Annotated in this window: 11 protein-coding genes; 4 read left to right on the forward strand and 7 right to left on the reverse strand. The window is 52.1% G+C overall.

From position 1 onward, the window contains the following. Positions 1-50: 50 nt before the first annotated feature. A complete protein-coding gene (nrdD, locus tag MTH_RS07360; RefSeq protein WP_193330373.1) occupies positions 51-2,336 on the forward strand; it encodes an anaerobic ribonucleoside-triphosphate reductase in 2,286 nt (761 codons plus the stop codon). A 178-nt stretch (positions 2,337-2,514) separates the two neighbouring features. Here the strand turns inward: nrdD and MTH_RS07365 are convergent, their stop codons facing one another. The 6 genes from MTH_RS07365 to MTH_RS07390 form a co-directional block, all read right to left on the reverse strand. Continuing rightward, positions 2,515-3,618, reverse strand: a complete 1,104-nt coding sequence (locus MTH_RS07365) for a hypothetical protein (protein ID WP_010877149.1) — start codon at positions 3,616-3,618, stop codon at positions 2,515-2,517. Between the two features lie 4 nt (positions 3,619-3,622). Beyond that, positions 3,623-4,132 carry a UGSC family (seleno)protein gene (locus MTH_RS07370; RefSeq protein ID WP_010877150.1) on the reverse strand — a complete coding sequence of 170 codons (510 nt, stop codon included), beginning with the start codon at positions 4,130-4,132 and terminating at the stop codon, positions 3,623-3,625. Between the two features lies 1 nt (position 4,133). Further along, positions 4,134-5,708, reverse strand: a complete 1,575-nt coding sequence (gene lysS / locus MTH_RS07375) for a lysine--tRNA ligase (protein WP_048061081.1) — start codon at positions 5,706-5,708, stop codon at positions 4,134-4,136. Positions 5,709-5,805: 97 nt separating this feature from the next. Further along, a complete protein-coding gene (gene thiC, locus MTH_RS07380) occupies positions 5,806-7,107 on the reverse strand; it encodes a phosphomethylpyrimidine synthase (RefSeq protein WP_010877152.1) in 1,302 nt (433 codons plus the stop codon). Positions 7,108-7,336: 229 nt separating this feature from the next. Next, a complete protein-coding gene (locus MTH_RS07385; RefSeq protein WP_010877153.1) occupies positions 7,337-8,266 on the reverse strand; it encodes a carbohydrate kinase family protein in 930 nt (309 codons plus the stop codon). A gap of 219 nt (positions 8,267-8,485) precedes the next feature. Further along, positions 8,486-9,340, reverse strand: a complete 855-nt coding sequence (locus tag MTH_RS07390) for a LysR family transcriptional regulator (RefSeq protein ID WP_048061082.1) — start codon at positions 9,338-9,340, stop codon at positions 8,486-8,488. A 264-nt stretch (positions 9,341-9,604) separates the two neighbouring features. Between MTH_RS07390 and hxlB the strand changes: the two genes are divergently transcribed. Continuing rightward, entirely contained in the window at positions 9,605-10,189 is a 585-nt protein-coding gene (gene hxlB, locus MTH_RS07395) for a 6-phospho-3-hexuloisomerase (RefSeq protein WP_048061311.1), read from the forward strand. Positions 10,190-10,358: 169 nt separating this feature from the next. Here hxlB and fdhD read toward each other — a convergent pair whose 3' ends face one another. After that, positions 10,359-11,105: a formate dehydrogenase accessory sulfurtransferase FdhD gene (gene fdhD, locus MTH_RS07400; protein ID WP_010877156.1), complete on the reverse strand. Its 747-nt coding sequence runs from the start codon at positions 11,103-11,105 to the stop codon at positions 10,359-10,361. 118 nt (positions 11,106-11,223) lie between these two features. Between fdhD and nuoE the strand changes: the two genes are divergently transcribed. Together nuoE and MTH_RS07410 are read left to right on the forward strand one after the other, a co-directional pair. After that, positions 11,224-11,673 (forward strand): NADH-quinone oxidoreductase subunit NuoE, encoded by a 450-nt coding sequence (nuoE, locus tag MTH_RS07405; RefSeq protein WP_010877157.1) that lies wholly within the window; start codon positions 11,224-11,226, stop codon positions 11,671-11,673. Positions 11,674-11,683: 10 nt separating this feature from the next. Continuing rightward, a complete protein-coding gene (locus MTH_RS07410; protein ID WP_010877158.1) occupies positions 11,684-13,576 on the forward strand; it encodes an NADH-quinone oxidoreductase subunit NuoF in 1,893 nt (630 codons plus the stop codon). Positions 13,577-13,635: the final 59 nt, after the last annotated feature.

Consider the following 13,635-nt stretch of genomic DNA (forward strand, 5'->3'; position numbering starts at 1 on the left):
AGGAGTTGTATGGTGATCCTGTGATTGATGATTCACGTCTTCTGGCTGCAATGCCAACAAAGGCAGAAACATGTGTACTGAAAAATAATGGTGTACGGGAAAAATTCAGCCATGAAAAGCTCGTAAAATCCCTCCTGAACCTGGGGGCCAGTTTATGGACCTCCGAGAATGTGGCCTCAGAGGTTGCAAGGTCTGTCTACAATGGAATAACCACCAAGGAGATAAAGATCCTGGTCTACGACTCCCTCAGAAAGGTGGATGAGGAACTGGCAGATCGTTACCTTGCAGCCAACAGACTCAGGGTGAGGACATCAAGGGATAAGATAGAGACCTTTGACCAGAAGAAGATAGAGGACAACCTCATAAGGGAGACTGGCGCCTCAGAGGATGTTGCAAGGGAAATCGCCACCGAGGTCTGGAGGGAGCTCAAGAAACTGAACGTGGAATACCTCACAGCCCCCATGATAAGGGAGGTTGTTAACACAAAGCTCATAGAGCACGGCCTTGAGACCCTCAGGAAGAGGTACACACGTCTCGGGATCCCGGTCTACAACATCACAAACCTCATAGAGAACGGCTCCAGGGACAACGCCAACATGATCCACAACCCTGAAACCGTCCACAAGTACGTGGCTGATGAGGCCCTCAAACAGTACACACTCCTCCACATACTCCCCTCCAGGCTCGCAGACGCCCACATGTCAGGTGACATACACATCCATGACCTCGAATTCTTCGCTGCACGGCCACTTAACTGCCTGCAGCACGATCTCCGGCTATTCATAAGGCACGGGCTCCGGGTTGACGGTACAGGGGACCACACATCAGTTGCAGGACCACCAAAGCACCTGGAGACCCTCATGAACCATGCAGGGGAGATAATGCTGGCATCCCAGCAGAACATGTCCGGCGGCCAGGCCATGAGCCTCTGGAACGTCTTCGTGGCACCCTTCGCCTCAGGGCTGTCCTATGAGAAGATCAAACAGGCGGTCCAGATGTTCATATTCAACCTCAACATGGCCTACGCTGCAAGGGGAAGTCAGGTACCATTCACAAGCATAAACCTGGAGTTCGGGGTCCCGGAGTTCCTTGAGGACGAACCAGCCTATGGGCCCCGCGGGGAGTATGCTGGTGTATACGGTGACTTCGCTGAGGAGGCAAGGCTCCTCACAAGGGCCTTCACCGAGGTCCTCCTCGAGGGTGATGCCGATGGGAAGCCCCACCTCTTCCCCAACACCATATACTCCCTCCGGAGGGAGACCTTCAGGGGGGAATTCGATGAGGAACTGAGCCTGGTCCATGAACTGGCATCCAAGTACGGGACAGCCTACTTCATAAACATGCTGGCGGATTACAGGGGCAAGATGGCAAACTACATGGGCTGCCGTACGAGCCTTGCAGATAACTGGACAGGTGACTGGGAGAAGGACTGCCTCAGGACAGGAAACCTTGCCTACATAACCCTCAACCTCCCCAGGATAGCCTACCAGTCACGGGATGATGATGAACTATTCGAGTACCTTGATGAGTACATTGACATGGCGGTTGAGGTGCTCAGGATAAGGAGGAGCCAGGCTCAGAGATGCCTGGACGACTACCACCTGCTCCCATTCCTCTCCCAGGAGATAGACGGTGAGAGGTACTACCGTATAGAGAATGCGACAATGAGCTTCGGATTCACGGGACTCAATGAGATGCTCGAGTACCACCTTGGGGCAGGTATACAGAGCCCTGAAGCCAACAGGTTCGGCCTGAGGGTCATAGAGCACATAAATGAACGTGCAGCTGAACTCAAAAAGGAGACAGGATGGCGGTGGAGTGTCCTCCAGACACCTGCAGAGTCCACAGCCCACAGATTCGCAATGCTGGACCATGAGCATTACCCTGAGGAGGCTGTGCTCCAGGGCACCGAGGGGGCATACTACTACACCAACTCCAGCCACACACCCGTGAATGCAGAGGTGGACCTTGTTGAGAAGATAAGGATCGAGGAGAAGTACCACCCGCTGACACCCGGCGGGCACATATTCAATGCATGGCTGGGTGAGGCGAAACCTGACCCAGCAGCCCTTGAGGGTCTCACCAGGAGGATCTGCAGGAGGAGTGACATAGGATTCTGGGCGTACAGCAATGCCCTGAGCTTCTGCCTGAGGTGCAAGACCCTCATGAGGGGTCTGCAGGATTCCTGTGCACGCTGCGGCGAGAGGGATGAGGTTGAGTGGTATGACAGGATCACAGGTTACGTACAGCAGGTGGGCCGTGCCAAGTCCTCAAGCGGTGGCTGGAACAGGGGTAAACAGCAGGAACTTCTTGATAGACGAAGAATAGACCTCTGAGTTTAATATGGTCAGCCACTAACTGAATCTCTCTTATTTTTGCCGGTATGCCGATAGCTAATTTCTCAGTTGAATGACAGAGAACAAACCAGTGCCTCAATTTTCAATATATATTAGAAGGTAGCCAGCCGTGACAGAATGAAAAATAGGAGAGAAGCTGGAGAACCACTGGGAGGATTCAATCTTCAGGGAACCTCACAGGAACGGTCTGGGACTCTGATGAGCCACCGAATCCATGTGCTATCATGGTGTGCCTTCCTGCACCGCCTGCCACAACGAGAACAACATCAGCGGGGCTCCTGGTTATATGGACCATGCCATCCACAATGAGACCCTCATCCAGCTTCCTCCCCCCACGGTCAGCCATCTCTGCAGGTACAACGGCCCCCTCATGGATATAGTTTTTAACATCATCCCGTGTCCATCCATGGGATGCAAGTGTCTCTGCATGTTCCGGGCTCATAATCACAAGGAGCTCCCCAGGGACGTGGCTGTTGTTACAGCCGGCGGTGGAAGCTGTATGGATTATGGTGTCAAGGAGGTCCTCGGGCCTCTGGCTACGGTGGTCATTCACGTTATGGGGAGCCTCAACCCCCAGGAGGGTCACAGCACTATCCTCCCCTGATAGGCCCCTCTCAACGTGTAAAGGTTCCCAGGGGCTCTCCTCCTCATTCTCTGCAAGGCAGTAGGTGTACTTTGCAGGGGACCCCATGGTGGCATGGTCCCCAACACCGGGCACAGCCCCGGCTATGTTCATGAGGCAGAGCCTCAGTGCACGCCCAAGGCTTGCACCTGGAAGGTTTCCAGGTCCAAGGCACCCTGCCCCGGAATTGAAGTTCAGATCCCTGACCACGGGTCCGTTGACCACCACCGCGACTGATACAGGATGGGTCGTGGCGTTTATACCTGCAAGGTTGAATTCATCCCTTCCGATACCCTCAATGCATGATTCAAGGAGCGGCATCATCTGGGGTATGCAGCCAGCCATGACAGCATTAACAGCCACCTTCTCCACAGTCGCAATCCCCATCCTGGGGGGTAACGTCGCTATGACATCCCCGGGTTTTCTGGCTGTGTACCTGTAGAATTTCTCCACACGTCCCCTTGTGGGGGGTATGATGGGGAGACCATCGGTCATCCTCTTCTCATAGAACTCAAGGCTGACCCTCTCAGGGTCGGGGTCTACCATGACCTTCATATCCTCCTCTGATGAACCGCAGAGCCTGTTATCGTCCAGAAGGTCATCTATGAGGCATCCGCAGGATTTGTCAATTTTAACCAAACTATCACCTCAGATGGTCCACTATGGCGGGCATAATCTTCCTGGCCTTCCTGAGGATCTCCTCAGTTTCCAGTCCAGCCACTGGATGTTCTATCTCAACTATCCGGAGGCCCGGCATCCCATGGGCGGCTGCAAGTTTCTCTGCATATTCCCTGAAAGTGTCTGAACAGATGGAGATTGTTGGAACCCCCATACCCTCAAGACGAATCGCGTCAAGGATCACCCAGGTTGTGCAGGAGCCGCAGTCACCCAGGGCGAGTATGCAGAGGTCCCCCTCCCCGGCCCTGTTTATCTGGTCCTCTGATGCAGGCGCACCGGCAGGTTTCTCAGACCACAGGAACCTTAAACCTTCAAGGGAGGACTCAACAGCCTCAAGTATGGTTCTGGCCCCGGGTTTGGTGTTGTCGAGGAGTGAAACTGTCTTAACTTCACCCACCCGGTTGACCGGCATCTCATCCATGCATGTATCTGCCAGAGGGTCCATCACATCCCTTTCAACAATCCTGACCTTCATTTCAGGCCTCCAGTCTTAGCCTCCTTATCACGAAGTCCCTCTCAAGTGAGAGGAGGAATGAAGCCGCCCTTGGCCCCATCTTCTTACCTATGAGGACCCTGTATATTGCCTGGAATGCCTTCTGGGGTTTAAGTCCATGCCTTCGGAGTATGCTGTACATCTCGTCGTGGAGTTCCTCGGCGCTCATCTCCCGGGACTCCATGAGGTCCGCAACGTCCTGAAGGAATTTCAGCTGTGGCTCTGATAATTCAACATCCGGGAGCTCCTCCTGAACCTGGAACTTGACGAATTCAGGGGCATAGAGTCTCAACCAGTTTTTAACGTTCTCTATACGCTCATTCAGCTGTTCGAGCTGTTTATCTGTGAGCTGATCCAGTTCAAGGTCCATTAACTCCTCTGGAAGCTGTGAGTTTCTCCTGAGGATATCATAGAGCCTTTCAGGGTCATCACCCGCGATCTGGCAGGCAACCGTCATGAAGCGGTAGGAGGGCCTGAGGGGTAGATCGAATTCCTCTATCATTGAAACCCTGTAGATGTTCCTGAGCTTCTGTTCCTCCTTTTCTGATGCAGCATCCTCCATCCCATAGTAGATCCTCTCTGTCCGGTCGAACTGGTCCATCAGGTCAAGGAAGGGCATGTCCGGGTTGAAATCCTTGTGCTTCATGGGCTTGCTCCTGAATATGAAGTAGTTGAGGCTCTCAGGGGGTCCTATCTCAAGCCACTGGCCCGGTGTGAAGAAGACACCCCTTGACTTGGACATGGCCTCACCCCGGAGGGTTATCCACTCGTAGGGAACAGGGTAGGGTGCAGGATAGTCAAATATCTCCTCGGATATGATGCTGCTGACGTCATAGGAACCGCCACTTGCTGCATGGTCCTTACCGAAGGGTTCACAGGTGACGCCGAGGATCTTCCACCTTGCAGCCCACTCAACTCTCCAGGTGAGTTTACCGAGCCCTGATTTTATATCCATCTCCCCATCGAAGCCGCATTCGCACCGGTACCTGACGGTATCCCCACTAAAGTCATAGGCCTCCGTCGTGTTCACGCGGCCACACTTCTCACAGATCGGGTTGTAGGGTAGCCAGTCATCCCGCAGGGGCCTGTCCCTGAACCTGTTGAATATTTCCCTTATCTCAGGGGCCCTTTCAAGGGATGTTCTTATGTAGTCATTGTAGAGGCCCTCGGTGTACATACGGGCCCCGGAGTAGTGTTCGACGCCTATCCTGAACCTTTCAAGGGCCTCCAGGAAGGGCCTCTGGAAGTGTTCGACGAAGCTCTCACAGCAGCCCTCAGGGCAGGGTATCATGGAGTAGGGCACTCCGAGGTACTTCTCGTAGCTTTCAGGGAGGGGGTAGGGTACCTTTCTGAGGGGGTCGTGGTCGTCGGCTATCCAGACGGTCCTTGATTTGAACCCGTCCTTTTTGAGGGATTTGGCTATGGAGCTTGCTATGAAAACGTCGCAGGAATTACCTATGTGTATTGAGCCGGATATGGATGTTCCGCTGGCAACAACGTGCTCTTCAACATCTCTCTCCTTCAGTTCATCAGCTATCCTTTCAATCCAGTGCTTCAAAGAGATCACCTGTAAAAAACGTGATAGAATCAGTGCAACAAAAAAGTGTGTGAACTTCAAAATATATTAATCTTCTCTAAAAAAAGGAGTGGGTGGTTCAGTCGAAGATCCTTGTATCTGCACTGTCAAGCCACTCGTTAACGATCTTGACCGCGCAGTATTCCCCACACATTGTACAGGTATCAGGGTCCTCAGGGGGCCTCTCATCCCTTATACGCCTGGCTTCAGCAGGGCACATCGCGGCATCGAACTGGGCCTCCCAGTTGAGCTTCTTACGGGCGTTGGCCATTTCGAGGTCCTTCTCCCCGTTGTGGATACCCTTGACCATGTCACCCACATAGGCACCTATCCTTGTTGCTATGACACCCTCCTTCACATCATCCGGGTATGGGAGGGCGAGGTGCTCCGCCGGTGTGACGTAGCATATGAAGTCTGCACCTGCAGCAGCTGATGCGGCAGCCCCTATGGATGACACTATGTGGTCATAACCGGCCCCTATATCCGTGACTATGGGTCCCAGCATGTAGAATGGGGCTCCCCTGCAGAGTTTCTTCTGGAGTATCACATTGGCCTTTATCTCATTGAGGGGTATGTGGCCCGGGCCCTCAACGATGGTCTGGACACCGGCCTCCCTTGCCCTGTCAATTAGTTCACCGAGTACTATGAGCTCCTGTACCTGGGCCCTGTCGGTTGAGTCTGCGATGGCACCGGCGCGCATGGCGTTGGCCATGGAGAGCACAAAGTCATGTTCCTTTGCAATCTCCAGTATGTAATCGAAGTTCTCATAGAGGGGGTTTTCCAGTCCATTCTCAACCATCCAGGCGGATACAAATGCGCCTCCCCTGCTCACAAGGCCACCCTCACGGCCCTGCCTTTTGAGCCTCCTCAGGGTTTCCCTGTTGACACTGCAGTGGATGGCCATGAAGTCTATACCATCCTTTGCCTGTTTCTCGATGGCCCTGAACATAACGTCTTCGTCCATGTATATGGAGGCTCCCTTTTCCCTTATGGTCTCAATGGCTGCCTGGTAGACAGGTACGCTTCCAACGGGTATGGGTGAGAGGTCAAGGATTCTTCTCCTTATCTCATCCAGGTCCCCGCCAACTGAGAGTTCCATGAGGGTGTCTGCCCTGTTTTCAATTGCAATGCGAGCCTTCTCCTCCTCCATATCAAAGTCGACGATGTCTGTGGATGTTCCTATGGTGGCGTTGACCTTGGTCCTCAGACCTGCGCCTATACCGACAGCTGCAACCTCTTCACGGTTAAGGTTGCTTGGGATGGCTATTTTACCACTGGCAACTCCTCTTCTCACAAACTCTGGGGTGACGTTCTCTGCCTCCGCCACCGCTTTCATTTCATCTGTTATAACACCTTTTTTAGCTTCATCCATTTGAGTCATGTAATCACCCTTCTGGTTTGACCCTTAACCCGTGAGGGTATGATCTGGATCAGCGGAAATGAGATATATGGATATCATATTGATTGGTTCCATCCAGTTATAAAAACTACTGTTTCAGTCCCCGTTAATACTCTTAAGGAGTCTTTGATGTCTCCCCTAGTTGAGGGGCCACGGCTTGCTGCCTGCTACGCATTGTGTATCATGTTTGTCAGAGTCTGGGGGGGCCCCATCATATCGGGGGTTCATAGCCCCACTGTGCAGTGAAGCGTTTCACGGCTTCTCCTGTGTCAGGGATGTTTGTCTGGGTACCCTCATCCTCTACTATGAATGATGCAACTGCAGATGCGAACCGCCCACAGGTTTTGAGGTCCGCGCCCCGGAGGTAGGCCCTCATGAAGCCTGCCCGGTAGGAGTCCCCGGCCCCTGTGGGGTCAACCGCCTCCCGGGGTATTGCGTCTATCTTTATCACATCATCGGAGTATATGATGCTCCCCTCTTTCCCGTAGGTCTTAACCACCACCCCAGGTCCCATCTCCCGGAGTCCATGGATATCCACCGACAGTTTGCTGCATATGCGATCTATTTCATGGTGGTTCCCAAATAGTATGTCGCATACACCAACGGCCCTTTCAAGCTGGCTGCGGGAGTACATGTGGAGGTCCTGCCCCGGGTCAAAGCTTATTATCTTACCGAGGGACCTTGCAAATTCACCGCACCTGCAGTTGAAGGATGGGTCACCGGTTGCAAGGTGCACTGCACGGGCAGATTTTATGGCATCCGCAGGTGTCTCGGCGTCTTTGAAGTACCTTGCAGCGCCCCAGTAGAAGTAGCTTATCTGGTTGTGATCAGAATCGGTCATCACAAAGGCTGTTGGGGTGCTTTCGTCCGCCACCAGGATCATGGATTCAATATCTATACCACTTGACTCCAGGAGCTCCCTGTACTCTGAACCCTCAAAGTCGCCTCCAACCGCGGATACAAGGGATGTTCTAAGACCAAGCCTTGATCCCACCAGGGCGACATTTGCGGCTGCTCCCCCATGAAGGTTCCTCATGCGTTTTATGGCTGTTGATGTGTTTGGTTCTGGAAATTCATCCAGATGTATTATGTAATCGAAGGCGGTATGTCCAACAGCAAGAAGGTCTCTGTCTTCACTCATATGATCACCTGAAAAATATGGGGTTAATTCTGTTGGGGTTGGTTTATAATGTGATTGGATTATTCGTTATAGATGGATTGGGCCTGGTTCTGTTGAGCATCCTTTATTGGGTGGGACTTTATACTTTGAGGCGGATTAAGGTGATTTTTATAAAATGTGGTCCTCAAATTTCATGCAGGGAACTGATCCCATAAATGGTTTTTCAGCGGGTTTTCATGCTCAGTGAAGCGGCTCAAAGCCGGATTCAGCAACCAGGGCCTGGCCCTCACCGGTGATGAACTCAATCAGTTCATCGACCCACTCTCTATCACGGCACCTCACTGCACTTATAACGTGCCTTGTCTCGTCCCTCAGGATGTCGGAGCCGCTGAACTGACTCGCACTTAAGAACGTAAGCAGCTCCGGGTCATTCATGACAATTCTGTGGGCATGATATGGGGATCTCACCTCCCTGACAACCTCAAATTCCACACCAGCCTCTGAGAGGACCTCCCATGCCAGCCTCTGGGCAGAACCCGAAACCCCCACAAAGCAGGAGCCGTCAAGGTCCCTGATATCACTGATACCCCTGCCAACAAGGACCAGGTGGTCATAGGCGACAGGAACAAAATCCAGGTCCCTCCGGTATGCCTGGAGGGGATCATCCAGGAATACGGCATCAAGCATGCTCCTCTCTGCAAGATGGAATGAATCCTCATCACAGCATGAAAACAGGGATGCTGACACACCCAGACCCTCAATGGCGGCCTCTACAAGGTTTGAGGATATGTAACCAGCAGCTATCATCAGTGGCCCTGAACCCTCCAGTATTTTAATCTGTCGCAGGTAGGCTCCCAGGATCTCCATGGCCTCCGGTGTGAGTTCTGATCCAGCCCCACTGCTTCTCACCAGTTTCACACCAAGGAGGGACTCGGCCCTGAGCACCCTCCTGTTGAGCACCTGTGGTGATACCCCGAGAACCCTGGCGGCCCTTCTCTGTGAGAAGGTCTCTCCTATAACCCTGAGGGTCTCAAAGAACCTGTGATCAAATCTGTGCCCATTGATTTCCATTCCAGGGAGGGGCTTCATATCCATATTGACACCTTTCTTGAGCACCTATGGTGTTTCTGTGGTTTCAGGGTTTCATAATCAACCGGACCATATTCCAGGCCCTTTACCGTGGCCAGGTTTTCTCAGATCCTTCTTCAGTCATGGGTTTCAGGGGTAGCCCGGGGTTCTATGGGTTCAGCACATTTTATGATCATAGTAATACATTTCATCTGGATTGGAATAAGGTCTGATGGTCCATTCCCCACTGTTTTTATATCATACAGAGTATATATTGGTATAGGTGTTGCGATGATAATAAAAGAGGCTATCAGGGACATAATCCATAATCTGGAGAAGATGGAGAGGGATATTGATGAGAGAACCCTTGATAATTTCATAGAAATCCTGACGTCTGCAGCCAACGTCTTTGTCCTGGGACTTGGGAGGTCGGGCCTCGTTGCCAGGGCCTTTGCCATGAGACTTATGCACCTTGAGATAAACGCCTTTGTGGTGGGCGAGACCATAACCCCTGCAATAAATGAGGGTGATGTCCTGATCGCAATATCAGGTTCGGGCAGGACAAGTTACATCGTGAATGCAGCCTCCATCGCCCGGGAGAGGGGTGCAAAGGTCGTGGCAGTAACATCATACCCTGACTCTGACCTCGCAGGGCTGGCAGATCTTACTGTGACCATAAAAGGAAGGACAAAGATTGACGGTGAGAAGGATTACATGAAGAGGCAGATGAGGGGCAACCATCACTCAAGAACACCCCTTGGAACACTCTTTGAGATATCAGCCCTGGTATTCCTGGACGGCATCATAGCTGAGCTCATGGAGAGGTTTGATAAGAGGGAGGAGGATCTGCACCACAGGCACAGCTCCTTTGATTAGCCATCATGGCAGAACAGTGAACTGGAGCATCATTGACAGGCCACGGGGCATCGGATTCAGAAACTCAGGTTTTTCAGATGTTCCGGTTCAGTTAATTTTTATCAGCTGTTTAAGCGTTCGGTCCGGTATTAATTCAGCTGTCCAATCTCTCTATTCTGAGAACCGATCCCTAAATTATCCTCTCAGGGTGGCTGTATATATTGAATCTCTTCCCGCGGACGAAACCGAGCATTGTAAGACCCGTCCGCTGGGCAGCATCATAGCCTGAGGATGTTGGGGCGGCGTTGGATGCTATAATCGGTACCCCTGCACGGACGACCTTTATGAGCATATCCGCTGGCATTCTACCACTATAGACAATGAAGCTCTCTCTGAAATTAACACCATCCATTGCACCGGAGCCTATTACCTTATCGACAGCCACGTGCCTGCTAACATCCTCAAAGACCCTGAATTCATCACCTGTTACAAGTGCAGCCACATGGGTACCCCCGGTCATCCTCCAGACAACCGCGGACTTCACCATACGCTTGAATGCCAAGAATATATCATCAGCCCTTACCCTCAGGTCTGAATCAACGGGGCCCACCATTTCAACCCTCTGTCTCCAGCCACCGAAACAGTCGGATCCCATCACAAGTTCCCTTCGTATATCAAGATCACCTGATTCTATCTCAGCATCGATTATATTATCGCTGATTTCAATGGATACTATGTCATCGACGGAGTCCACCAGACCCTCACCAAGGAGGTAACCTGTTGCAAACTCCTCAAGGGCCTGGGGACTTGCAGTGAAGCGCTGCTCCATACCACCATTTATCCTTATACGCACCTCAATGTCATTAACGACCTTTTCAGGGACCCTTCTCCTTTCATCATCCACACGGAAAGCATCAACCTCTCTGTACAGTGACATACACCCACCACCTCACATCTAAAAACATATATCCATCTTTGATTAACAGTTAAACAGATCTTTTGTCCTTAATCTATAATATATTTGAGTTCATGACTCTTTAACCTGGAGGCTTTGAATGGATGAGGAATTGAAGAGAATATTTGCGGGTTACACTGGCCATAAATCTGAAATCATACCAATACTGCAGGATATACAGGATGCATACGGTTATCTTCCAGAGGATGCCCTGGAGGAGGTAGCAAGCTTCACAGGGGTTAGCAGGGCCCATTTATACGGGGTCGCCACCTTCTATGCCCAGTTCAGGTTCAAACCAAGGGGGAGAAAGCATATCATGGTCTGCACTGGAACGGCATGTCATGTCAGCGGAGCGGAACAGGTTCTTGATGCCCTTGAGAGGCACCTGGGCATAGAGGAGGGGGATGTTACAGATGACATGGAATACTCCCTCGAATCCGTGGGCTGTATAGGGTGCTGCTCCCTCGCACCATGTGCAATGGTAAACGATGAGGTTGTATCACGCATAAAACCATCAAGGGTAGGTAAAATATTCCCAAAAAAGTCTTAGAGTGTCTTAAATGATAGAAAAAATTGCAGGGGCTTCCCTGAAGGAATACATGTCCCTCTTCAGGGGTGAACCGACAATATTTATAGGCTCAGCCACCTGTGGAAGGTCTGCAGGGGCCCAGAAGATAGAGGAGATAATGGGGCAGAGGGCAGCCGAACTCTCAGTTGAGTGCAGGATGATACACACAGGCTGCATGGGTCTCTGCTACGCCGAACCCATGGTGGTCGTCTTCAATGGTGACAGCCGTGGTTACATCTACGGTCCGGTGAACCGTAAACTCGCAAAGAGGATAATCCAGGAGCACATCGTGGAGGGCAGGGAGGTTGAACCCATTGGTTATGTGGACATAGCCTTCAATGGCGACTCATTTGAACCAGTTTACGCTCTGGAATTCATGGAGGGACAGTCAAGGAGGATACTTCGAAGATGCGGCCTTATAGACCCTGAAAACATGGGACACTATCTGGCAACCGGAGGCTACAGGGGCCTCATGAGGGCCCTTGAAATGGAACCCGATGAGGTAATTGAGGAGGTGAAGGACTCCGGCCTGAGGGGCCGCGGAGGCGCAGGATTCCCGACATGGCTTAAATGGAGTCTCTGTCGCCAGGAGGCCTCAGAGGTGAAGTACCTCATATGCAACGCCGATGAGGGAGACCCTGGCGCATTCATGAACCGTTCACTCATAGAGGGGGACCCCCATGCACTGCTTGAGGGGATACTAATCGCCTCATACGCGGTGGGGGCCAGGGAGGCCTACATCTACTGCAGGGCAGAGTACCCACTTGCCCTTGAGAGGCTCAGGGTGGCCATATCTGATCTGAGGAATCTGGGACTTCTCGGTAAGGATATCCTCGGGTCAGGGTTCGACCTGGATATAAAGATAAAGGAGGGTGCAGGGGCATTTGTCTGTGGAGAGGAAACAGCCCTGATATCCTCAATTGAGGGTAAGAGGGGAATGCCAAGGACAAGACCCCCATTCCCAACAACACGGGGCCTCTGGGGCAAGCCCACCGTTATAAACAATGTTGAGACCCTTGCAGCTGTTTCAATGATAATGCAGCACGGCGCAGACTACTTCAACTCCCTTGGCACCCCTGAAAGTAGGGGAACCAAGACATTCTCCCTTGTGGGCGATGTCAGGAGGACCGGCCTCATTGAGGTCCCCCTGGGCACAACCCTGAGGGAGGTCATCTTTGATATTGGAGGGGGGGTTGTGGATGGAGAGCTGAAAGCTGTACAGATAGGGGGACCTTCAGGGGGATGCCTCCCTGCTGAACTTATCGATACAGGTATAGACTATGACTCCCTCACATCTGCAGGGGCAATAATGGGTTCAGGCGGCCTTGTTGTTTTATCGGACCGCACATGCATGGTTGAACTTGCAAGGTACTTCCTTGAGTTCACACAGAGGGAGTCCTGTGGAAAATGCGTACCCTGCCGCGTGGGGACAAGGCAGATGCTCATGATACTCAATGACATCGTAGAGGGTTCAGGAAGACCTGAAGACCCTGATATACTCAGGGATGTAGCTGAAAGTGTCAGGGCAGCCTCACTATGCGGCCTCGGCCAGACATCACCAAACCCGGTTCTGACGACACTCAGATACTTTGAGGACGAGTACCATGACCACATAAAAGGCAGGTGCACAGCCGCAGCATGCAGTGAACTGATGCACTACATGATAGACCCTGAGAAATGTGATGGATGCATGGCATGCATCAAGACGTGCCCGGCGGAGGCCATAAATGGTTCAAGGGACGAGGTCCATGTTATAGACCAGGATGGGTGCCTCAAGTGCGGGTCCTGTCTTGATATATGTAAGAGGGATGCTGTCAGGAGGGTTCCCGGTGCCTACCGTCAGGGAACCTATTCAGCAAGGATTCCTGAGAAGGATGGGTGGTAGGGCGCACCTGATCAGCCGCAGCCTTTCAGCCGGCGGAAACCTTCAGGGTACATTAAATT

It is taken from the genome of Methanothermobacter thermautotrophicus str. Delta H, assembly GCF_000008645.1.
Taxonomy (GTDB): domain Archaea; phylum Methanobacteriota; class Methanobacteria; order Methanobacteriales; family Methanothermobacteraceae; genus Methanothermobacter; species Methanothermobacter thermautotrophicus.